The organism is Faecalibacterium sp. BIOML-A4, assembly GCF_009679665.1.
Taxonomy (GTDB): domain Bacteria; phylum Bacillota; class Clostridia; order Oscillospirales; family Ruminococcaceae; genus Faecalibacterium; species Faecalibacterium taiwanense.
Genome location: NZ_WKZG01000016.1, coordinates 87,531 through 111,163, shown reverse-complemented (window position 1 = coordinate 111,163; position 23,633 = coordinate 87,531). Strand labels below are relative to the sequence as shown.

At 59.2% G+C, this 23,633-nt stretch carries 16 protein-coding genes; 8 read left to right on the top strand and 8 right to left on the bottom strand.

Annotated features, from left to right (window positions below; genetic code table 11):
* Positions 1-191 precede the first annotated feature (191 nt).
* Positions 192-740 (top strand): phosphatase PAP2 family protein, encoded by a 549-nt coding sequence (locus GKG34_RS11505; protein ID WP_005942881.1) that lies wholly within the window; start codon positions 192-194, stop codon positions 738-740.
* A gap of 681 nt (positions 741-1,421) precedes the next feature.
* Here GKG34_RS11505 and GKG34_RS11500 read toward each other — a convergent pair.
* The 6 genes from GKG34_RS11500 to GKG34_RS11475 form a co-directional block, all read right to left on the bottom strand.
* Complete coding sequence (locus GKG34_RS11500) at positions 1,422-3,860, bottom strand: homocysteine S-methyltransferase family protein (RefSeq protein ID WP_005942888.1); 2,439 nt, start codon at positions 3,858-3,860, stop codon at positions 1,422-1,424.
* Positions 3,847-4,533 (bottom strand): hypothetical protein, encoded by a 687-nt coding sequence (locus GKG34_RS11495; RefSeq protein WP_005942893.1) that lies wholly within the window; start codon positions 4,531-4,533, stop codon positions 3,847-3,849. The genes GKG34_RS11500 and GKG34_RS11495 overlap by 14 nt, the downstream gene beginning before the upstream one ends.
* 232 nt (positions 4,534-4,765) lie before the next feature.
* Positions 4,766-5,914, bottom strand: a complete 1,149-nt coding sequence (locus GKG34_RS11490; RefSeq protein ID WP_347563458.1) for an MBL fold metallo-hydrolase — start codon at positions 5,912-5,914, stop codon at positions 4,766-4,768.
* Positions 5,887-7,953 (bottom strand): YgiQ family radical SAM protein, encoded by a 2,067-nt coding sequence (locus GKG34_RS11485; RefSeq protein WP_097777240.1) that lies wholly within the window; start codon positions 7,951-7,953, stop codon positions 5,887-5,889. The genes GKG34_RS11490 and GKG34_RS11485 overlap by 28 nt, the downstream gene beginning before the upstream one ends.
* Positions 7,954-8,127: 174 nt before the next feature.
* Positions 8,128-11,055 (bottom strand): DNA translocase FtsK, encoded by a 2,928-nt coding sequence (locus GKG34_RS11480; protein ID WP_154256277.1) that lies wholly within the window; start codon positions 11,053-11,055, stop codon positions 8,128-8,130.
* 102 nt (positions 11,056-11,157) lie between these two features.
* On the bottom strand, positions 11,158-11,838 hold the full coding sequence (locus GKG34_RS11475; RefSeq protein ID WP_097780808.1) for an ATP-dependent Clp protease proteolytic subunit: 681 nt from the start codon (positions 11,836-11,838) through the stop codon (positions 11,158-11,160).
* Positions 11,839-12,099: 261 nt separating this feature from the next.
* Here GKG34_RS11475 and GKG34_RS11470 point away from each other — a divergent pair, with 261 nt between their 5' ends.
* From GKG34_RS11470 to GKG34_RS11450, 5 genes are all read left to right on the top strand, one after another.
* Positions 12,100-12,741: a redox-sensing transcriptional repressor Rex gene (locus GKG34_RS11470; RefSeq protein WP_005942917.1), complete on the top strand. Its 642-nt coding sequence runs from the start codon at positions 12,100-12,102 to the stop codon at positions 12,739-12,741.
* 250 nt (positions 12,742-12,991) lie between these two features.
* A complete protein-coding gene (locus GKG34_RS11465) occupies positions 12,992-13,609 on the top strand; it encodes a thymidine kinase (protein ID WP_097773806.1) in 618 nt (205 codons plus the stop codon).
* A gap of 599 nt (positions 13,610-14,208) precedes the next feature.
* Positions 14,209-15,600, top strand: coding sequence for an ABC transporter substrate-binding protein (locus GKG34_RS11460; protein WP_154256276.1), 1,392 nt, complete (start codon positions 14,209-14,211; stop codon positions 15,598-15,600).
* 205 nt (positions 15,601-15,805) lie between these two features.
* Positions 15,806-16,735 (top strand): sugar ABC transporter permease, encoded by a 930-nt coding sequence (locus GKG34_RS11455; RefSeq protein WP_097773808.1) that lies wholly within the window; start codon positions 15,806-15,808, stop codon positions 16,733-16,735.
* A 10-nt stretch (positions 16,736-16,745) separates the two neighbouring features.
* The gene (locus GKG34_RS11450; protein WP_005942942.1) at positions 16,746-17,603 is read left to right on the top strand and encodes a carbohydrate ABC transporter permease; all 858 of its coding nucleotides are present in this window, start codon (positions 16,746-16,748) and stop codon (positions 17,601-17,603) included.
* 84 nt (positions 17,604-17,687) lie between these two features.
* Here the strand turns inward: GKG34_RS11450 and GKG34_RS11445 are convergent, their stop codons facing one another.
* The gene (locus tag GKG34_RS11445) at positions 17,688-18,506 is read right to left on the bottom strand and encodes an AraC family transcriptional regulator (RefSeq protein ID WP_154256274.1); all 819 of its coding nucleotides are present in this window, start codon (positions 18,504-18,506) and stop codon (positions 17,688-17,690) included.
* 223 nt (positions 18,507-18,729) lie between these two features.
* Between GKG34_RS11445 and GKG34_RS11440 the strand changes: the two genes are divergently transcribed.
* Both GKG34_RS11440 and GKG34_RS11435 read left to right on the top strand, forming a co-directional pair.
* Positions 18,730-20,286, top strand: a complete 1,557-nt coding sequence (locus GKG34_RS11440) for a glycoside hydrolase family 28 protein (RefSeq protein ID WP_154256272.1) — start codon at positions 18,730-18,732, stop codon at positions 20,284-20,286.
* A gap of 4 nt (positions 20,287-20,290) precedes the next feature.
* Positions 20,291-21,436: a glycoside hydrolase family 88 protein gene (locus GKG34_RS11435; RefSeq protein ID WP_154256270.1), complete on the top strand. Its 1,146-nt coding sequence runs from the start codon at positions 20,291-20,293 to the stop codon at positions 21,434-21,436.
* A gap of 282 nt (positions 21,437-21,718) precedes the next feature.
* Here GKG34_RS11435 and GKG34_RS11430 read toward each other — a convergent pair whose 3' ends face one another.
* Positions 21,719-23,629, bottom strand: a complete 1,911-nt coding sequence (locus GKG34_RS11430; protein WP_154256268.1) for a hypothetical protein — start codon at positions 23,627-23,629, stop codon at positions 21,719-21,721.
* Positions 23,630-23,633: the final 4 nt, after the last annotated feature.

The window sequence follows — 23,633 nt, the reverse complement described above, 5'->3', positions numbered from 1 at the left end:
ACAGAACCGCAGGGCTTCTTTTCTATTTACAATTTGTAGTATTGTGTCGCTATATTCCAATTTTGTCCTTTTTCCGGCATCTTTTCTGCCGGTTTAAGATTTGTTTATCCTTTGTACAAGCCTTGTTTTTATTCTCTGCCCGGTTCCATGATACCATAAGGGCAAGAACAACAAGCAGGGAGGCTTTATCCATGTCCTTTGAATTTACCCTTCTGGATGCCTTACAGGCTCTACGCTGTCCGGTGCTGGATGCACTGGCGGTGTTTTTCGATCAGGCCGGTGCCCACGGTGAGATCTGGATCGCCTTCACGGCGGTACTGCTGGCGTTCCGGCGCACCCGCCGGGCCGGGCTGGCCATGGCGCTGGCGCTGGGCCTTTATATGCTGGCGGGCCACTGCGCCTTAAAGCCGCTGTTCGCACGCCCGCGCCCCTGCGACCTCCGGCCGGAGATGCTCACGCTGGTGGCCCGGCCCCATGGCTGGTCCTTCCCTTCCGGACACACATCCTCCGCCTTTGCCGCTGCCTTTGCGCTCTGGCTGCAGAACCGCAGGCTCGGCGCCCCGGCTCTTGCGCTGGCCGGGTTCATCGGCTTCACGCGGATGTACCTGTATGTGCATTTCCCCACCGACATTCTGGGCGGCGTGGCACTGGGCCTTGCATTGGGGGCCTGCGGCTCCCTGCTGGCAGATAAGATCAGCAACAGATGGGCGAAACGCAGCGAAGTAAAACGAACTGTATAAACCAATTTCATCTCGCACTCGTTCTCGCTTTGCTTTTTACATTCAGATGAAGTATATCGCTTCGATTCTATTCGTGAAAAAGAGCCTCGGAAAAATCCGCAGATTTTTCCGAGGCTCAACGAATTATAATAGAATTTCCGCTAAAACAGCCAAAGCGCACGCGGCGGCTATTCCCAATCGTTCTCTTGCATTCAGGTAAAAACAAAAGCAGCCAGCACCGTGGAAAGGAGGATAAAGCGGTGCTGGCTGCGGTATGAGAACTCCCGAACTTTGCGGCGGATCAGGAGGGATTTGGTAGTCTGTCCGCCGTCGTTGGCGATTGCCTGGCATAGGCGGGGGACAGTGTTTTAATAAGTACCTGCTGGGCTGTGCTAGATGCACCAGCCCCCGCAGGTGAAAGCCCTTGTCGGCTTTGGGGAGGTGTCTTTGCATCTCCCTGACTGCACCCTTATACTACCAGACAATCGTGGCATTTCTTTGTGGAGTTTTTGAACAATTTGCAAATAGATTTTCAGGTGTTTTCAAAGGGACTCCAGCTTACCGGGGCGGCGGGCCGGAAGTTTCTCCGAAGACCGTCCGCTGGGGTGGGACCCTGTTGCCCGAAGGGCAATAGGGCGGGCGATGGAATGGCCCGATTCGTGTCTGAGGAGAAAGCTTCCGGCACACCGCTCCTTCGCTCTTTTACTGCGCCCCGAAAAATTCCTTGGCGATGTCGGCGCTGCGCTTGGCATCCTTGGCGTACCAGTCCGCGCCGATCTTCTCGGCATATTCCGGCGTGAGCACCGCACCGCCCACCATGATCTTGCAGTCCAAGCCCGCTTCGTGCAGGGCGGCAATGGTTTCCTCCATGCTCTTGAGGGTAGTGGTCATCAGGGCCGAAAGGCCCACCAGATGCACATTCTTTTCCCTCACAGTGTTCACCACCGTCTCCACCGGAACATCACGGCCCAGGTCGATCACCTCAAAGCCGTAGTTTTCCAGAATGACCTTGACGATGTTCTTGCCGATGTCGTGCACGTCGCCCTTGACGGTGGCCAGCACGATGCGGCCCTTGCTGGCGCTGCCCTCGCCCTTCTGGGCAATGACGTTCTTGATCTCCTCAAAAGCGCTCTGGGCAGCACTTGCGGCCTGCAGCAGCTGCGGCAGGAACAGCGTGCCCTTCTCGTACTTTGCGCCCACGATGTCCAGCGCCGGGATCAGTGCTTCGTCCACCACTTCCAGCGGCTGCTTTTCGGCCAGCAGTGCCTTGGTCTGGGCGGCGGCATCGCCCTTCAGGCCCTTTTCCACCGCCTTCATCAGCAGAGCATAAGGGCCGGTAAGCTCTGCGCTCTCACCGGATGCGGATGCCGAAGCCGCAGGCACCGTCTGCGCGGCCTGCTTGAGGGCCGCCGAGGCGGGCACGCGGTCAGCATAGCGCTCAATGTATTTGGTGCTCTGCGGGTCGCGGTTGGTCAGCACATTGTAAGCGTACACTGCCGCCATCATCTCCTCGCTGGAAGGGTTCATGATGGCAAGGTCCAGCCCGGCATACATCGCCATGGTGAGGAAGGTGGTGTTCAGGTACGGGCGGCAGGGCAGGCCAAAGCTGATGTTGGACACGCCCAGAATGGTGCGCACCCCCAGCTCTTTTTTGCAGGCTTCCAGCGCCTGCACGGTGGCCAGAACGTCCTTCTGCTGGGCGCTGGCGGTCAGGGTCAGGCAGTCGATGTAGATGTCCTCCCGCGGGATGCCGACGGCAAGGGCCGCTTCGGTGATGCGGCGGGCAATGGCTACGCGGTCCTCGGCGGCAGGCAGGATGCCCCGCTCATCGATGGCAAGGCCCACGATGGCCGCACCGTACTTTTTGCACAGGGGCAGGATCGCGTCCAGCTTTTCCTGCTCGCCGTTGGTGGAGTTGACGATGGGCTTGCCGTTGTACACGCGCAGACCGTTTTCCAGCGCCTCCACATTGGAGGAATCCAGCTGCAGCGGCAGGCTGGTGACGCTCTGCAGGGCCTTGACCACCTTGGGCATCAGGGCAGGCTCGTCCACGCCGGGTGCGCCCACGTTCACGTCCAGCACCTGAGCCCCGGCCTCCACCTGACTGACCGCCTGCTCCAGAACATAGTTCATATCCTCTTCCCGCAGTGCCTGCTGGAAGCGCTTTTTGCCCGTGGGGTTGATGCGCTCACCCACCACCGTGATGCCGTCCACGTTGACAAAGTTCACCGGTGTGCAGAGCACCGAGGGCATTTTGTGGGCCGAACGGCCGGGTACGCAGCCTGCAAAAACGCTGTTCAGCAGCTTGATGAACTCCGGCGTGGTGCCGCAGCAGCCGCCCGCCGCAAACAGGTGCAGGTCCCGGTAGGGCTTCATTTCCATGGCGAAGAGCTGCGGAGTGATATCGTAGCCGCTGCCGTCGGCCCGGGGCAGGCCCGCATTGGGCTTGACGAACACCGGAAAGTCGCCGGGCACAGCCTCTGCCAAACGCTTTGCCATGGGGAAGATCTCCTTGGGGCCCAGTGAGCAGTTGATGCCCACCGCGTTGGCACCCAGGCCACGGGCGGTCACGCCGAAGCTTTCCACCGTGCAGCCGGTAAAGGTGCGCCCGCCGGCTTCAAAGCTCATGCTGGCTAAGATAGGCAGGCCGCTGTTTTCCTTTGCTGCCAGCAGAGCGGCTTTCAGCTCGTACAGATCGGTAAAGGTCTCAAAGAAAATGAGGTCGGCCCCGGCGGCAGCGCCTGCCCGGACGATGCGCGCATACTCGCTCACCGCATCCTCAAAGGCCAGCGTTCCGCTGGGTTCCAGCAGTTCTCCCAGCGGGCCGACATCCAGCGCGGTCAGGGCACCGTAGGGCGCACAGGCGCGCTTGCAGTTGGCGATGCCCGCCGCAATGATCTCTTCCAGACTGTAGGCGCTGCCCGCCAGCTTGTGGGCCGATGCGCCAAAGGTGTTGGCGTTGACGATGCGGCTGCCCGCAGCGGCATACTTGGCATGGATGCTCTCGATCAGCTCCGGATTGGTGATGTTCAGCTCCTCCGGCTTTGCACCCAGCTTCAGGCCCGAAGCCTGCAGCATGGTGCCCATGCCGCCGTCCAGCAGGATGGTATTGCTCTGCTTGAAAAGTTCACTCGCTTGCACAGGTCTTTCCCCTCTTTCTATACTCACACCGGGTGCGCAGCACACAGTGGCCGCACCCGGCCAGTTTTCCCTTTACCGGGTGGCCGCTGACCCCCAGAATGGCCGTCACGCTCTTGCGCGGGGTCATCAGGTTGGTATCGGTCACACACAGGCCCGCCCGGCGCACCGTATCCAGCGCGTTTGCCACCAGCGGCTGTACTGCAATATCCCAGTCACCGTAGCCGGGCGAAAACCGCCCGGTCAAATACTTTCCCTCTTTTGCGGCCCACTGGCGCAGCTCTGCTTCGGCTGCGTCTGCGGCCTGCTCGGCCAGCGCACTGCCCAGTGCGTCGGACGCAACGCCCGCCGCGATATCTCCCACACCGGCACGGCGGATCTGTGCATCCACGCCGGGGCCAAGGGTCACAGCCAGCAGCACCGCCTGCGGGCAGTTTTCCAGATGCTTCATCACATCCTCACCCCGCAGGATGCCTGCTTCGGCAAGGGCAGCCGTGTCCGCTTCCAGCCAGACCGCCCGGGGCGTTGCCGCCGCCAGCAGCGGCATGGCGCATGTTTCCAACAGGGTCATGGTGCGGTCGTCCGGTTCCCCTCTGGCCCCGAAATACCGCGCTGCCTGTGCTGTATCGATCGCCGCCGGTTTTGCCAGCACCAGCGGCTGCGGTGCACCGATCATCCGCCGCACCTCCTTGCTTTTTTGAAATAAAGTGGTCTTAAGTATACCGCACCTGTGGGATTTTATCAATCCCGCAGAGCGGCGGATAAAAGAAAACTCCCTCAGTCACAGCTCACGCCGTGCCAGCTCCCTCAAGGAGGGAGCCTCTGTCGAAAAGGTAAGCTTTTCGGTTTTGCCAAAGGCCCCATCCCAGAGGGGGCTGTCTGTGAAGCAGACTGGGGGAGTTCGTTCTTTATTTGATGCAGCTGGAACAGGGCGTATAGCCTGCTTCCACGGCTTCCTGATAGCTGGAGAAGAGGATCTGGTTCTTCTCTGCCGGCAGGTTCGGGCAGGTAGGCAGATGGAACTTTTTGCTATTCACATTGCCGATGTACGCCTGCTGGGCCGTGCTGGATGCCGCCGGGTCGGTGGGGTTCAGCGCGGAATCTGCCGCAAAGTGCTCGGTGCCCACGGTGTAGTTCTGGCCGTCACTGCCAATGGTGATGGTGCCCTGTAGGTCAGTGCGGTACACATCCACCCCGGCATCCCGCAGGATGCTCAGCGTTTCCTCGTGCGGGTGGCCGTACTTGTTGTTCACGCCGCAGGAGATGATGCCCATTTCCGGCAGCACCGCGTTCAGGAAGAGGTAGCTGGTGGAGGTGCTGGAACCGTGGTGGCCCACCTGCAGCACATCGGCCCTGAGGTTCGCGCCGCTGTTCACAAGGTCGGTCTCCGCAGTCTTTTCCATGTCGCCGGTCAGCAGGAAGCTGGTGGAGCCGTAGTCGATGCGCAGCACAATGGAGGTATCGTTGGTGTCGCTGTACTGTGCCACCGGGCCAAGCATGGTCACGGTAGCGCCGCCCAGCGGCCACATCGTGCCCACGGCGGGCACCTCTACCTGCAGGCCCTGCTGTTGGGTGTACTTGACAAAATCCTGAAAGCACTTGGTGGAGGCATCGGTCACCGGGCTGTACACATGGTACGCCGGGAAGTAGGCCAGTGCGGCAGCCAAGCCGCCTACATGATCCTCGTGCGCGTGGGAGCAGAACACATATTCCAGCTGCTCCACCCCCTGACTCTGCAGGTAGGACACCACCAGACTGCCGTCGTCCACATTGCCGCCGTCGTAAAGCATGAACTGTCCGTCACATTCCACCAGCACGCTCAGCGCCTGACCCACATCGATGAAATGCACCTCCAAGGGTGCGTCCACCGTATCCACAGCCGCCGCAGCAGAAGCGGACGGGTTCGGCACTACATCGGCGCTTCCGCCCGGGACGGACGGCAGCCCGCTGCAGCCCGCAAGGCTCAGCACCAGTGCGGCGGCAGCGGCCAGCGCAGCAAGGCGCTGCCACAGGCCTTTCTTAGGCGCGTTTACTTTTTCTTCTTTCCAGTTTTCCACGTTGTGTTCTCTTTCTGTTGATCGTTTTTGGGCTTGCGCGCGGGTGCCGAATGGGGCGCAAAGCGTGCGCCGGGGCTGGGCGCACGGCCTGTCGGTGCAGCGGCACGGCTCTGGCCGTGGGCAGGCTTGCCGTTATGGCCCTTCTGGTTCGGGCGCACCGTATAGGTGCCGTCATTGTGGATCGTCACATCGGCGGCTTCGGCCCGGCGGGCAGAGCGCTGCACGGCGCGGCGGCCTGCGGCGGGCACCAGCAGGGGGATCAGGTCCTCCCGGTGGGTCATCTTCAGCGCCTTGACTACCTTCTCGGCGTTGCGAGGCTCGTAGTATTGCAGCAGCGCCCGCTGCAGCGCCTTGCCCTCGGGGGTCTTTTCCACAAACACCGGCTTCAGGGTGTAGGGGTCAAGGCCGGTGTAGAACATGCAGGTGCTCACAGTGCCGGGGGTGGGGTAAAAATCCTGCACCTGTTCCGGGCGCATGTGGTTTTTATAAAGATATTCTGCCAGATAGACCGCATCCTTGAGGGTGCTGCCCGGGTGACTGGACATCAGATAGGGCACCAGATACTGCTTTTTGCCGGCCTTTTTGCTCAGCTCATAGAATTTATCCTTGAACTTGTTGAAGGTCTCGATGGGCGGCTTGCCCATGTAGGCCAGCGTGTTGGGGGCACAGTGCTCCGGAGCCACCTTCAGCTGGCCGGACACATGGTACTCTACCAGCTCCTTGAAGAAGGTGTCGTCCGGGTCGGCCATCAGGTAGTCGAACCGGATACCGCTGCGGATGAACACCTTTTTCACGCCCGGCAGCTCCCGCACCCGGCGCAGGATCTTCAGGTAGTCGCTGTGGTCCACGATCATGTGGGAGCAGGTGGTGGGGGCAAGACAGTGCTTGCCGCCGGTGCACATGCCCCGCAGCATCTGCTCCCGGCAGGAGGGAAAGCGGAAGTTTGCGGTGGGGCCGCCCACATCGTGGATGTAGCCCTTGAAATCCGGCTCGTGGGTCATGCGCTCGGCTTCCGCCACGATGCTGTCCGCGCTGCGGCTGGTGACACGCCGCCCCTGATGCAGCTGGATGGCGCAGAAGTTGCAGCCGCCAAAGCAGCCGCGGTTCTGGATGATGGAGAACTGCACCTCCCGGATGGCGGGCACGCCGCCCATGCTCTCGTAGATGGGGTGGTAACGGCGGGTGTAGGGCAGAGCGTAGACCTTATCCAGCTCCCCGCGCACCAGCGGCTTTGCGGGGATGTTCTGCACCAGATACTTTTCGCTCTGCTTCTGCACGATAATCTGGCCGCTGACCACATCCTGATTGTCCATCTGGATGCGGCAGGCCTTGGCATACGCCGTCTTATCCGACGCCACCTTTTTAAAGCCTGCGCACTCCACGTAGCGCTCGGGCAGATGGTCGAAGTCGGTCATGTAACAGGTGCCGTCCACGTCCGTGATGCTCTCCACCGGTTCCCCGGCGGCAAGGCGGCGGGCGATCTCCACGGTCTGGTGCTCGCCCATGCCAAAGCTGATGATGTCCGCGCCGGAATCCTCGGCGATGCTGGGCAGCACGGTGTCCAGCCAGTAGTCATAGTGGGCAAAGCGGCGCAGAGAAGCTTCCAGACCACCTAAGATCACCGGCAGGTCGGGATAGGCCTGCTTGGCAAGGCGGGTGTACACGGTGGCGCTGCGGTCCGGGCGTGCGCCGCCCTTGCCACCGGGGGAATATTCGTCCTCGGCGCGGGGGATCTTTGCCACGGAATAATGGCTGACCATGCTGTCCACGTTGCCGCCGCCGATGAAGAAGCCGTACTTCGGCTTGCCGAACCGCTTGAAGTCCTCGCAGTCGGTGTAGCGTGGCTGGGCCAGCACGCCGATCTTATAGCCCTCGGCTTCCAGCAGACGGCTGATGATGGCAGTGCCAAAACTGGGGTGGTCCACATAGGCATCGCCGCCCACCACCACAAAGTCCAGCTGCTCCCACCCGCGGGCCTCCATATCGGCCCGGCTGATGGGAAGAAATTCGGTGTAGATCTTTGGGGAAGAGTTGTCCATAATGCTCCTTTTATTGTTAAACCCTCTCAGGCAACGCCTTGCGGCGCTGCCAGCTCCCCCATCGGGGGAGCTTTTTGCATCTTTTCATCCAGTTTTTCTTTGAAGGCAGACGATATCTTACCCACTCATAAAGCTCGCCCTTCGGGAGAGCTGGCGCGTCAGCGCCTGAGAGGGTCATTCATCCGGCTGGTTCATCTGCATTTCCAGCCACTGCTGGCGGCTGATAAGCACAGCGCGGGGCTTGGCACCCTCGTAGGGTCCGATGATGCCTTTTTGTTCCATCTCGTCCATGATACGGGCCGCGCGGGCGTAGCCCAGCTTACAGCGGCGCTGCAGCAGGCTGGTGGAGGCCTGACCGGCATCGATGACCACCTCCACGGCCTGCTTGAACATCGGGTCGGTATCGGGATCCTCGTCGGAGTCCGCGCCGCCGCTGCCTTTCTTGCCGTCCTGAATGGCGTGCTTTTCCATGGCTTCGATCATGGCTTCGTCATACTGCACGGTGCCGCTCTGCTTGATGAAGTCCAGCACACGGCTGATCTCCTCATCCCGCACGAAAGTGCCCTGAATACGGGTAGGCTTGGGCGCACCCACGGGCATGAACAGCATATCACCCATGCCCAGCAGCTTTTCGGCACCGGAGCCGTCCAGAATAGTGCGGCTGTCCACCTGACTGGACACTGCAAATGCGATGCGGCTGGGGATGTTGGCCTTGATCAGGCCGGTGATCACGTCCACGCTGGGGCGCTGGGTGGCTACGATCAGGTGCATACCGGCAGCGCGGGCCTTCTGGGCGATGCGGCAGATGGAGTCCTCCACATCCTTGCCCACCACCATCATCAGATCGGCCAGCTCGTCGATGATAATAGCGATGTAGGGCATCTTTTCCAGATCAGGCCGTTCTGCGGCCAGCTTGTTGAAAGACTTGATGTCGCGCACATTGTTCTCTGCAAACAGATGATAGCGGCGCTCCATCTCCTGCACCGCGCTGCCAAGGGCACCTGCGGCCTTTTTCGGCTCGGTGACCACCGGCATCAGCAGGTGGGGAATGCCGTTGTACTCGGCCAGCTCCACCACCTTGGGGTCGATCAGCAGCAGCTTCACGTCCTCCGGGCTGGAGCGGAACAGCAGGCTCATGATGATGCTGTTCACACACACGGATTTACCGCTGCCGGTGCTGCCTGCAATGAGCAGATGGGGCATCTTGCACAGGTCTGCCACCTGTGCCACACCGGCAATGTCCTTGCCAAGCGCAATGCCCAGAGGTGAGGTCATGCGCAAAAAGCTCTGACTCTCGAACACGCTGCGGATATACACCGGGGTCTTTTTGTGGTTGGGCACCTCAATGCCCACGGCAGGCTTGCCGGGGATGGGCGCTTCCATACGCACATCTGCCACCGCAAGGTTCAGGGCGATATCGTCTGCCAGCGAGGTGATTCGGCTGATCTTGACACCCGCCATGGGCTGCACCTCGTACCGGGTGACGGAGGGGCCCCGGGAGATATCCAGCACACGGGTGCGCACGCCAAAGCTTTCCAGCGTATCCACCAGCTTCTGGGCGTTGGCTTTCAGCTCTTCCTGCGCGCCGGGGTCGGTCTCGTCCTGCGATTTTTCAAACAGCTCAATGGGCGGATACTGGTACTGATAAGTATCCACCGGTTCGGTCTCGTCCACAGGGGCCGCTGCCGCGGCCTGCTCGGAAGCGGCAGGCTTTTCCATTGCCGCTGCCACCAGCGTGCTGATATCCTTTTCCTCCACCGGTTCGCTGGTAATGCTGATCCAGCCGTCCTCGTCGGGTGTGCCGCGCATGGCAACGGCGTTTTCGGCGCTCACCCGGGCGGGTGCCGCCGGGACTGCGGGCTGGATGGGCACGGCGGGCATCTCCGGCGTGACTGCCGCTGCCGGGCTTTCCGGCTGGGCCGTCGGCATTGCCGGGGTCATGACCGGAGTATCAAAGCTTTCCGCTGCCGCAGGCTGCACCGGCTGTGCAGCCTTTGCAAAGAAATCGGATGCATCGGTCTCCACTGCGTCCTGTACGATGGGCTGTGTGGCAGGTCTGGGGGCCGGGCGCAGCGGGTTCTGCCCAAAGGTGCCGCCCGGGCCCACGATGAGCGGCTCGATGGGTTCGCTGCCGCCCTCCTTCACCTCAGTGTGGTCGGGGCCAAGGTCTACGTCAAAGGAAGCCCGGGGCCGGGATACCCGTACCTGCACCGGCGTGATGGCCGGGGCGGCAGGCTCCGGCTGGGCAAGCGGCTGGCCGGAAGTATCTGCGGGCGGCTCCGGCTGCGGGGCGGCCTCCGGCTCCTCCGCCTCCATCTCTTCGGTCACCTTGTGGCCCCAGTGGCGGATGCCGTTCAGCCAGTCCGGCACACCGATGCGGAAAGCCGGAGTTTCCATCTCCTCTTCGGCATCTTCCTCATCCCGGTATTCATCTTCTGCTTCGTCGTAGTCTTCCTCAGCCTCGGCTTCTGCCGCGCGGGCAGCGGCACGTTCAGCGCGGCGGGCTGCGCTCTGCTGCGCCATGGCCGCACCCTTTGCGTGCACGCCGCCAAACGCAGCGCACAGCCATTGCCACACCTCTGCCGGGGTCAGATCAAAAATGTACAGGCTGACACACAGTGCCAGCACGATCATGATAAGGGTTGCCGCAGGCCGTCCGCACAGCAGCAGCAGGCTGCCGCCCAGCAGTGCGCCCAGCGCACCGCCGCCGATCCATGCATTCACGCCGTTTGCGTAGCAGGCAGCCGTCATCTGAAATGCCGACATGCCCTGCGGCTGGATATCGGAAAAAACGATCACCGTGCCGCAGGCAAACACCAGCCCCAGAACCAGCTTGAAGATCTTGGGCAGAAGGTCTTCGCCCCGGGTATACTGCACAGCAAGGCAGCACACTGCCGCGCCCAGCACAAAGCTGCCGCAGCCAAAAAGTCCGAACAGCACATCGTGCAGGGCCTTCCATGCCGAATCTCCCTCCACAAAGGCCAGCACCACCAGCAAAAGGCCTGCAAACAGGGTGCCAAGCCCCGCCGGAAGCCGCTGTTCTGCGCGTTTTTTGCGCGATGCTGCGCGCCGTGTTGTCGTTTTACGTTTTTTTGTTGCCATGTTTCTTTGTTCCCCGCGTTTGTAGTAGACACACTATTTGATTTTATTATTGTACCACGCAGGGAAGAAATTGGCAAACCTATTGTTGTACAAAATCGGCCTTCATTTGCGTTCAATCTCTTTATACAACCACGCCAGCGCATCCGAAAGCCCGCCCAGCTCGTCGATGAGCTTTTCCTTCACGGCCCGGCGTCCATCCAGCACGGTGCCCATGTCCATCACCAGCTCGCCGGTGTGGAGCATCAGGTCGGTGTAGCGTTTTTCAGTCATGCCGCTGTGGGCCGCTACGAAGCCGGTGATGCGCTGCTGCATCTGCTCAAAGCTGCGCATGGTCTGCGGCACCCCCAGAATGACGCCGGAATGCCGCACCGGGTGCACGGTCATGGTGGCTGTGGGCACGATGAAGCTGCGCCGGGCGCTGACGGCAAGCGGGATGCCGATGGAGTGCCCGCCGCCCAGCACCAGCGTTGCACTGGGTTTGGACACGCTGGCGATCAGCTCCGCCAGCGCAAGGCCCGCTTCCACATCACCACCTACCGTGTTCAGCAACACCAGCAGACCTTCGATGCGAGGATCCTCCTGCGCGGCCACCAGCTGCGGGATGACATGCTCGTACTTCGTGGTCTTCTGGCCCTGCGGCGCTTCCGAATGGCCTTCGATCTGGCCGATGACGGTCAGGCAGTGGATCACATGCTCCCCGCGGGCCAGCGTGACCGTGCCCAGATCTTCGATCTCTTCCTTTTCCAGCCGACGCGCGTCGGTCAGCTGCGTTTCATCATTCATATGCTTTCCTCCTGCGTTTTCTGTCAGCATTCCCCAGCCTGTGCCGGGCTATGCAGACCCACTGCAGCAAAAAAGCGGTAACATTTCATAAAAATTTTTTGAGAATGATTTGACATTCTCCATCGGTGCAGTATACTTTAAATAATTGACTGTAATATCTGCAATATGGACCCGTAAACGGATCGGGGTTTCTCTGCGCCGCATCTGTAAAGCAGGCAGCTGCGGCAAGTACTGCGATAGAGCGAAAGGAGAAAGTATTCTATGAACACTCCTGCAAGGGCTTCGCTTCCCGTTATCAAGCGTCTTCCCAAATATTACCGCTATCTGTGCTCTCTGCAGGCAGACGGCATCAACAGCATTTCCTCCCGCGAGCTGGCTGCTCAGATGGGCACCACCGCTTCGCAGGTACGGCAGGACTTCAACTGCATCGGCGATGTGAATGGCCGGCAGGGCATCGGCTACTCGGTGGAAAACCTGCTCTCCATTCTGGAAGGCCTGCTGTTCGGCAACGGTGACCGCCTGCCCACCATCCTGATCGGCTGCGGCCGTCTGGGCAAGGCAGTGAGCCGCTTTATCACCACCGATACCAACGGCTACCGCCTGATCGCCGCCTTTGATGTGGCACAGAGCGAGGTGGGCAAGGAGATCAGCGGCATCCAGATCCGCCATATCGACGAGCTGGAGTCTTTCTGTGCCGAGCATCACCCCAAGGTCGCAGTGCTCTGTGTGCCCCGCGACGGTGCGGAACAGGTCAGCGGCCGTCTGGTGGATCTGGGCATCGAGGGCTTCTGGAACTTCTCCCACTATGACCTCTCTGTGCCGTATCCCGATGTGGTGGTGGAGAACGTCCATCTGGGCGACAGCCTGATGAGCCTTGGCTACCGCCTGCGCAATCAGGACTGAACGTACCTATTATAAGTAATAAGAGAACCCTCTCAGTCAAAGCCTGAGATGCCGCTGAACCCTCTCAGTCTCGCATACGCTCAACAGCTCCCCCGAAAGGGGAGCTTTATGAGTGGGGACGGGAAAGTTTCTGCTTCTCCGGCGAAGGACAGCCTGCCCGGAAGATGCAGAAAAGCTCCCCCATCGGGGGAGCTGGCAAAGCCGTCAGGCTTTGGCTGAGAGGGTTCTTTCTGTAAGGAGAGTTTTTCAAATGGCAAAACTGTATTTCCGCTACGGCGCAATGAACAGCGGCAAAAGCACCGCCCTGATGCAGGTAGCCCACAACTACGAAGAACAGGGGATGCGGGTGCTGATCCTCAAGCCACAGGTGGACACCAAGGGCGGCGGTGAGCTGGTGAGCCGTCTGGGCGTGCGCCGCAAGGCTGATCTGCTGATCCCGCCGGAGACGGACGTGTTCGAGGCCGTGCGCACGGCCAACGCTGACGGTGCGCCGCTGGCCTGCGTGCTGTGCGACGAGAGCCAGTTTTTCACTGCGCAGCAGGCAGAACAGCTGTTCATGGTAACGGTGGACCTGAACATTCCAGTGATCTGCTACGGCCTGCGGGCAGATTTTTCGCTCAAGGGCTTTCCCGGCTCTACCCGCCTGCTGGAGCTGGCCCACACCATCGAGGAGATGAAAACCATCTGCACCTGCGGCCGCAAGGCCATCTGTAACTGCCGCAAGGTGAACGGCAGATTCGTCTTTGAGGGCGAGCAGGTGGCCATCGATTTGGAAAACGATGTGCAGTACGTGAGCATGTGCCCCCAGTGCTATTTCAAGGCAAAGCGTGCGTTCTACGCCGAAAAAGCTGCTTCGCGGGTCGAATAAACTTGTATACAAGGCTGCTGTGTTCAACGACACGGCAGCCTTTCTTTTTTATCCCCGGCCCACAGGCGCAGTCCACGCAGCAGCGCAAAATATGTCGCTGTCGGTGCTTTTTCACCCCCCAAAAGGGCGAAGAAGCACCGATTTCCATGTCTGCAGACCGGTGCCGGGGGACTGCCGCAAACAATTGATATATCAGAGTGAACATTTTTTGCACTATTGATATATCAGTTCAAAGGCTCCCGTCCGGGCTTTTTAAGCTGTTGTTCGTCCACAATGTATGCAACGCTTCCACGTTCTAAAACGGAATGTTTACAAAATTATTGCAAAATTCGACGTTCCTCCTATGATGCATCCCAGTTTTCTATGCAAAATAGCGAAGTATACATGTTGCACAGTTTTTCGAGCCAAGTTTATTCATTTCAGCGAAGGCGTCAATTCTTGCGCGGAAACAAGAGCAATATTTGTACGTTTTTTGTTTAGATATCTGCAATTTGCGTCTTTCTTTTTGGTTGTTGTTTTGTTATCATAATTGTATACAACGGGGTATGTGCAGACCCCCGTTCGAGATGATGTTTTCTGTATTTAGGAGGAGAACAAAAATGAGCAAGGCAATTTCTCGTCGTGATTTCATGAAGGTCACCGGCGCTGTGGGCGCTGCCGGCCTTCTGGCTGCCTGCGGCGGCAACTCTGCTGCATCCGGCTCTGCTGCTTCCACCGCTTCTTCCGCTCCCGCTGCTTCTGCAGACGAGAGCCTGGCACTGTCTGACGGCCCTGTTTCCATGACCATCAGCTGGTGGGGCGGCGACAGCCGTCACGAGGCTTACCAGAACGCCATCAAGGAGTTCCAGGCTGAGCACACCAACATCACCATCGAGCCCACCTTCGCCGCATGGTCCGGCTGGGAAGAGAAGATGGCAGCTGCCTTCATCGCTGGCAACGCACAGGATGTGTGCCAGGTGAACTGGAACTGGCTGTACAACTACTCTGCTGATGGCAGCAAGTTCGTGGACCTGAACACTGTTTCCAAGTTCCTGGATCTGACCCAGTGGGATGACGCTGCCATGGACGCCTGCTACGTTGCAAACAGCCAGCAGTGCGTGCCCGTTTCCATGACCGGCCGTATCTTCTTCTGGAACATGACCACCTTCAACAAGGCTGGCATCACCGAAGTTCCCAAGTCTCTGGATGATCTGATGGCTGCCGGCAAGGCATTCAAGGAGAAGCTGGGCGACGATTACTACCCCATGCATCTGGGCGCATACGACCGTATGATCCTGATGGTGTTCTACCTCGAGTCCAAGTACGGCAAGGACTGGGCTGACCCCGTCACCTCTACCCTGAACTACACCGAGGACGAGATCGCTGAGGGCATCGACTTCATCAAGAGCCTGGTGGATGGCCACGTCATGATGAACCTGAAGACCTACTACTCCGCAAACTCTGATACCGCTACCCACCAGTCCAACGAGTGGATCACCGGTAAGATCGCAGGCATCTTCGAGTGGGATTCCGCTGCTTCCAAGTACTCCTCCGCTCTGGATGATGCCAACAAGGACGGCTTCACCGTTGGCGAAGAGATCAAGTTCGGCGACAACAACGGCGGCTTCTCCAAGGTCTCCATGGGTCTGGCCATCACCAAGACCAGCAAGTGCGTTGCCGAGGCTGCTACCCTGATCAACTTCCTGCTGAACGAGGAGAAGGGCGCTTCCATCATGGGTTCCGAGTGCGGCATCCCCGCTTCCAAGGCTGGTCTGGCTGCTGCTCAGGCTGCCGGCGCTGTCAAGGATCTGGTTGCTGAGGCAAACGCCAAGGTCATGGCCTTCACCACCAACAAGCTGGATCCCCTGTTCGAGAACAACGACCTGAAAGCTTCCGGCACCGGCATCTATCAGGAAGTGTTCGACACCGTTGACTACGACGGCGTTTCCGGTGCAGACGTTGTTGACACCCTGCTGGACGGCATGGAGTCTGTTGGTTACACCATCGGCTAAGTTTTTCTTCAGAGTGCCGCTGTGTGCGGTAACGTACATATAAAGGGCACCCTTTGGCTAATACGGAGGGGCACCTGCCGCCCATACGGCAGATGCCCCTTTTTTGTCAGGGATATGTTACAAATTCTTGACAAAGCTGTATCCAGTCTGTTACCCCTTCGTCCGTCTCATGCTCCGAAATTCCTTAAAAAGGAGGATTTCCCAGATGAAAGAAAGCAATGCTCCCGCCGTCGGGCGCACCCCGTTCCAGAAATGGCTGGACAAATATCAGGGTCTGTTTTATCTGATCCCCTGGATCATCGGCTTCGTCGTCTTTAAGGCAGTTCCCTTCGGTCAGTCGCTGTACTACAGCTTCACCGATATGAACTTCTTCAAGAGCGGTACCCAGTTCGTTGGTCTGGCCAACTACATCACGGCCTTTACCACCACCAAGATCACCAAGGCGCTGATCATCACCTTCAAGTACGCTTTCATCACCGTGCCTCTGAAGCTGGTCTTTGCGCTGTTCATCGCATACATCCTGAACTTCAAGATCGCATGCGTCAACCTGTTCCGTACTGTGTACTACATTCCCTCCATTCTGGGCGGCTCTGTTGCGATCGCCGTTCTGTGGAAGGCTGTGTTCAGTGTGGACGGCCTGCTCAACACCGTGCTGCGCGCTGTCACCTTTGGTCTGGTGCAGGGCCCCGAGTGGCTGTCTGACCCCAGCTACGCGCTGTGGATCATCTGCTTTTTGCGCATCTGGCAGTTCGGTTCTGCCATGGTGCTGTTCCTGGCCGCTCTGAAGGGCGTGCCTGCCGACCTGTACGAGGCTGCTACCATTGATGGTGCCGGCAAGTGGCGTCAGTTCTTCTCCATCACCGTTCCGATGATCACTCCCATCATCTTCTACAACCTGGTCACTCAGATCTGCCAGGCTTTCCAGGAGTTCAATGGCCCCTACATCATCACCAACGGCGGCCCCCGTGGTTCCACCACGCTGATCTCTCTGCTGGTCTACAACTACGCATTCAAGTCTTATGACATGGGTATGGCATCCGCTCTGGCATGGATCATGTTCATCATCGTCTGCATCCTGACGATCATTGCATTCACCAGCCAGAAGAAGTGGGTCTACTACTCTGACGAAAGGTAAGGTGACCAGTATGGGAATGAAAGCATCGAATAAAATCGCGACCTTCTTCAAGTATTTCGTCCTGATCCTGGTCGGCGTCATCATGATCTATCCTCTGCTGTGGATGATCAGCGCTACCTTTAAGGACAACAGCGAGATCTTTGCAGGCATCAGCCTGTGGATCAAGCACCCCACTCTGGATGGCTACCGCGGCGCTCTGAACAACTTTGGCGGTTCCATCAACATCCTGCAGGCCATGCTGAACACCTACAGCTACGTCATCCCCAAGGTGATCTGCACGGTGGTCTCCGCCTGTGTGGCTGCCTACGGCTTTGGCCGCTTCGATTTCCCCGGCCGTAAGCTGATGTTCAACATCATGCTGGCCACCCTGTTCCTGCCGCAGGTCGTTCTGAATGTGCCGCAGTACCTGCTGTACAACAAGTTCGGCTGGCTGGACAGCCCCTTCTATCTGGCTATCTGGGTGCACTGCGCATTTGCGACCGAGACCTACTTCGTCTACCAGCTGGTGCAGTTCATGCGCAATGTCCCCCGTGATCTGGACGAAGCCGCTGCCATCGACGGCTGCTCCTCCTTCCAGACCCTGTACAAGGTCATCGTGCCCATGCTTGGCCCCGCTCTGGTGTCCTGCGCACTGTTCCAGTTTATGTGGAGCTGCAACGACTTCATGGGTCCGCTGCTTTACGTCAGCACTCCCGGTAAGTACCCGATGTCCCTGTTCGTCAAGCTGTCCATGGACGGTGATACCGGTTTCGCATGGAACAAGATCCTTGCTCTGTCCCTCATCTCCATCCTGCCGCAGCTGATCGTCTTCTTCTGTGCACAGGACCAGTTCGTTGAAGGTATCTCTGCCGGTGCCGTCAAGGGCTAAGCCCTTTCCCCGCACAGCATAAGATTATCTGATACAAACAAACACCCCCTGTGCCGTTCCCGTAGATGGCGCAGGGGGTGTTTCTTATTTCTTATGTCCTTTGCGGTACTGCAGTGGGCCAGTACCCATCACCTCGCGGAACACCCGGCGGAAATGGGCGGCGCTGGCAAAGCCGGTCTGCTCGGCCACCGCACTGATGGAAAGCTCGGTCGTTTCCAGCAGCTTCTGGGCCGCTTCGATGCGGCGGTTGTTGATGTAATCCACGATGGACTGGCCCGTTACCCGCCGGAACAAACGGCTCAGGTAGTAGGGCGAAAGATAAAACTGCGCCGCCACCTCGGTGAGGGAAAACTTCTGCCGGTAATTGGCCGCAAGGTAGGCGCAGATCTGCTCCACCGTTTCGTTGTGGGGACGCGCCACAGCGCTGCTCTCGGCAATGCACTCCTGCTCCACATAGTGCAGGATCAGCAGCAGGTACAGCGGGCCGGGGTAATCCTGCTCGGTGCTGGCGCTGGCCATCATTTCCAGCAGGGTACGGATGCGGCTCTGCCACTGCACCGGTGCATACAGCACTGTGCGCTCCCCGGGCGCAAACAGGCGGCCGAAATCCCGCCCGGCTGTGTTTTTCAAATCATGCAGCATCCCCAGCGGAAAGTGGCACCCCACGATCTGCGGCACGGCGCTGCCGGTCTGTGCAAAGCGGCAGCCGCCGGGGCCAAGCAGCACGGCGCTGCCGGGGTTTACCAGCACATTCCCGCCCTCGTATTCCAGCGTGACGCTGCCCTCCGACACCAGCAGCAGATAGCAGGTGTCCTCATCCGGCGGCAGCTCGTAGCGGTTCGCATTCAGCCGCAGGGTGGCAGCGGCCACCTTGCCGGTGATCTTTTCACGTTCTGATCTCATAATACACTTCTCATCATCTTCCGAGGGAAAACCCTCTCCGTCATCGCTGCGCGATGCCACCTCTCCCAAAGGGCGAGGTTTTATGCATTTGACCGTTCCGCTCCATAAAAGCTCCCCCCTTCGGGGGAGCTGGCAAACCCAAAGGGTTTGACTGAGAGGGTTCTTTTTCATCATACCATGCCCAAGGCATTTGGGCAAGACAAAACCATCAGGAGGTTCTCCCATGAATCTGTCGCTTATCCGTTCCATGACGCGCAGCGCTGTTTTCGAGCTGGAAAACGGCCTGTGCTATCGTCCGGCCCACCCGTTCACCGTTACCCTGAACGGAAAGACCGTCTACGAAGCCTGCAATACCAACGTGTTCTCCCTGTACTCCCTGCTGCCCGGCACGGAGTACACGGTGGGTGTGCAGGCCGAGGGCGAAAGCCTGACCTGCACCTTTACCACCGAGGCCGAGACCTTCTTTGTGGATGCTTCCCGCTACGGTCTGGTGGCCGACGGCACCACGGACAACACCCTCAAGCTGCAGGCGGCTCTTTCCACCTGCCCCAAGGGCGGCACAGTGTACGTGCCCGCAGGCCGCTACCGCACCTGCAGCCTGTTCCTGAAAAGCAACACCACCCTCTATCTTGAAAAGGGCGCTGTGCTGCTGGGCGACAACGACCGCACCCACTACCCCATCCTGCCCGGCGTGATCCCCAGCGAGAATGAGGTGGATGAATACTACCTGACCGGCTGGGAGGGCAATCCCCTGAGCAGCTTTGCGGGTCTGTTGAACATCACGCAGGTGCACGATGTCGTTGTGACCGGCGAGGGCACGCTGGACTGCGATGCCGAGAACGGCGACTGGTGGGTAACGCCCAAGATCAAGCGCATCGCATGGCGGCCCCGCGCTGTGGCCGCTGTGGACAGCGAGAACATCTGCCTGCACGGCATTACGGTGCAGAACAGCTATTCGTGGACGATCCACCCCATCTTTGTCAAGCACCTTGACCTGCTGAACTTCAACATCAACAATCCTTACAATGCCCCCAACACCGACGGCATCGACCCCGAAAGCTGCGAGTATATCCGCATCATCGGCGTGAACATCCATGTGGGCGACGACTGCATTGCCATGAAGGCCAGCAAGGTATTCCTTGGCATGAAGCTGAAAAAGAGCTGTGAGCACACCGTTATCCGCAACTGCCTGTTGGACAAAGGCCATGGCGGCATCGTCATTGGCAGCGAGATGAGCGGCGGCGTGAAGGATATGGTGGTCACCCAGTGCCTGATGGATCACACCGACCGCGGCCTGCGCGTCAAGACCCGCCGTGGCCGCGGCAACACCGCCGTCATCGACGGGCTGGTGTTCCGCAACGTGGAGATGCGCGGTGTCAAGGCACCCTTCGTCATCAACATGTTCTACTTCTGTGACCCGGACGGCCACGGCCCCTATGTGCAGTGCCGCGATGCCATGCCCGTGGACGAGTACACCCCGAAGCTGGGCAGCCTGACCATGGAGGACATCGTCGCCACCGACGCTCAGTTCGCGGGATGCTACTTCGACGGCCTGCCGGAGCAGCCCATTGAGCGCGTTTCCATGAAGAACGTCACGATCACCTTTGACCCCAATGCCGAGGCCGGTCAGGCCGCTATGGCGGATAACCGCCCTCTGGTGAAGAAGCTGGCCATCTACGCCGAGAATGTCAAGGAGATCGACCTGCACAACGTGAAGATCGAGGGCTACGAGGGCGAACGCCTGCACTTTGCAAATGTCGGCCATTTTGAGGAGGACTGATACCATGACCCATGAAGAAATTCTTGCCATGCTGGGCGATTACGTGGACTACCTGATCGCCAATTCCAGCGCCGAAGCACCCATGTGGAACATCGAGAAGGTGCGCAGCGGCAAGCCCAACAAGTGGAACTACATCGACGGCTGCATGATCACGGCCTGCCTGAGCCTGTACAAGACCACCGGCGACGAGAAGTATCTGCGCTTTTCCAAGAACTTCATCGACTGGTTCGTGCAGGAGGATGGCTCCATCAAGACCTACGACCCCAAGGAGTACAATCTGGATAACGTGAATCAAGGCAAAAACCTGTTCACCCTGTACGATATCTTTGGGGATGAAAAGTACCGCAAGGCCATCGAGACCATCCGCAGCCAGCTGGCCACCCAGCCCCGCACCAAAGAGGGGAATTTCTGGCACAAGGACATCTACCCGTGGCAGGTGTGGCTGGACGGCACCTACATGGCCCAGCCCTTCTACATGGAGTACGAGACCCGCTTTAACAAGATGCAGGGCTGCATCGACAGCTACAAACAGTTCATGAATATCAAAAAGCACATGCGGGACGAAAAGACCGGCCTGTACTACCACGGCTACGATGAGAGCCGCCAGATGTACTGGGCCGACCCCGTCACCGGCTGCAGCCCCAACTTCTGGCTGCGTGCCATGGGCTGGTTCATGGTAGCCATGGTGGACGTGCTGGAGCGGATGGACGAGCAGCTGTACAACGAGTACCGCGGCATCATGGCAATGCTCAAGCAGACCATTGAGGATGTGCACAAATTCCAGGACGAGGAGACCGGCATGTTCTGGCAGGTGATGGACCACCCCGGTGTGGAGGGCAACTACCTCGAGACCAGCGGCACCGCTCTGTTTGCCTACGCGGTGCTCAAAGGCGTTCGTCTGGGCTACCTGCCCAAACGCATGGCCGCATGGGCCGAAAAGGCCTTCTACGGCACCTGCGACAAGTACCTCTCCAAGAACCCGGATGGCAGTCTGCAGCTGGACGGCATCTGCCTGGTGGCGGGTCTTGGCGGCAAGGATCACCGCGACGGCTCTCTGGCCTACTACTTCAGCGAGCCGGTGGTCTGCAACGATGCCAAGGGTGTCGGCCCGCTGGTGCTGGCTTACACCGAAATGATCGCACGCAAGTAAACTGCATATCGTGGGCGGGCAGCTTTCTTGCCGGACACGAGTCGGGCCATTCCATCGCCCGCGGGGCTGTTGCAAAACAGCGTCTCTTTAAAATGTTGAAAACAGCCGCATTCACCGTACAAAACGGGCAGAATGCTGAAAACTCAAAGGCAGATCTCAAAAAAAAAAATGAGATAGGCAGCCCCTTTCGGGGAAGCCTATCTCATTTTTTTGTTGGGGCTGTTTTGCAACAGCCCCTTCTCTATGGAAAGAGGTTCAACATGAATTCTCGAAGATGTCTTATCAGAACTTGAACAGGTTCACGATGCGCTGCCACAGGCGGGTAAAGATATTGCCTTCCTTCACCGTCTCAGTCACGGCTGCAGTGGTGTCGGCGGCGGCCACGGTTTCAGCGGTCTTGTAGACGAACTTCACGCTGCTCTCGGCATCGTCCGGTGCACCGGCAAAGCTGGTGTAGTCGTTCAGGCGGTCGGTCATCTCGTCCAGCACGGTCTTCAGGCCATGGAGCTGATCCTGATCCAGCGCGCCGGTCAGCTTGGAGATGCCTTCCTCGTTGAACTGGTTCAGACCGTCGTTCAGCCGGCCTGCGCCGTCATTCAACTGACCTGCACCGGTGTTCAGGGTGTTCACGCCATCATACAGGGTCTTGGTGCCTGCAGCCAGCTGTGCGCTGCCATCCTTTGCGGAGTGGGCACCGTCCGCAGCGGTCTGCACGCCTGCGGTGTACTGGTTCACGCTGGAAACAAAGAACTGGATCTGAGAAAGGCTGGTCTTCAGGGCGCGGACATCGGCCATATCCTGGCTGTTCTCCACCTGATACTTCAGCTCGGCCTTGGCGGTGTTCTTTGCATCGGCATTGGTCACCATTTCCAGAGCGCCGGTCAGCATGGAAGCGTCAAAGTTCTGCATCAGCTTCAGGGCTGCTTCCAGATCGTGGTTCGTCTTGGTCGCGGACAGATACAGGGCCAGATCCAGCTGGCTGTCCTTGAAGCTGGGTTCCTGCTCCCACACGGTGCGCACGATCTTGCGGCGTCCGGCAGCAAGGGTCTTATCGTTCATGGTGAGGATGTTGTCGATCACAGCCTCGTAGTTCGACCATGTCATGTCCTCGTCGATCAGGCCGCCTTCCTTCAGGGTCTTGTTGGCAGAAGCCAGCACACCGTCCGCCACCTGCTGCGCACCGGCGTTCAGTGCTGCATTGTTGGCGCTCAGGGTGTCCAGACCGTTGGTCAGCTGGCCAAGGCCGTCGTCCAGAGCGGCAGCGCCGTTGTTCAGGGTGTTGGCACCGTCCAGCAGGGCCAGAACACCGCCTGCCAGCTGAGAGGTGCCGTCCACCAGCTGGGAAGCGCCGTCCATGAGCTGGCTCATGGCATCGTTCAGCTGGTTGATGCCATCGGTCAGGTCGTTGATGCTGCTCAGGTCGAACACGTTGCTCGTACCCAGAGCGGCCGTGCTGGTAGCGCAGGCCACCATGACCTGCGGGCAGGTAAAGCCTTCCACATCGGCTTCCACAGTCACGGTGTCCTGCAGATAGTCTTCGATGCTGTTCACCTCATCGGGCAGCAGGCCGGACAGGGAATCCTTCACGCCCGGCAGGGTAACAAAGGCGGCAACGCTGCTTTTGGCGGCGCTTTCGATCATACCGTGTTCTGCGGTCACGTTGGAAGCATCCCCGCCCAGAATGACGCCCACAGCGGTGATCAGCGGAGTGACGATGGTGCGGTCCTTGCCGTTCACGTTCACGGTGCCGGTCTCGTTGTTCTTCAGGTTGACGGTCACAGTCAGGTGGCCGCTCTTGCCAATGATGTCCTCAAGGGCGGCTTCCTGCCCGTCCAGAGCGTAGGTCACCTTCACATCGATGGGCAGGGCCTTGTCGGTATTGCCCTTGTAGTAAACATCGGTGTCGTTGGTGTTCCACACCAGCTCTTCCCCGTTCTGGGTGAACTCGGCATCGCTCTCAGTGTTCTGGATGTCGGTCAGGGTGGTCTTGTCGGTGACGTTTGCAAGGCCGGAGGCGCTGTACAGGTGCTCGCTGACGGTGGTGCTCTTGATGGAGCCGTCGCCGTTCATCACAGCATAGACGGTCTCGGATTTGGAAAAGCTGCTCTTACCAGCTGCAAATGCGGGCATTGCGCAGCCTGCGGCGAGGGTGAGAGCCAGCGCCGCACTGGCGAAACGAAGCGATTTTTTCATAACG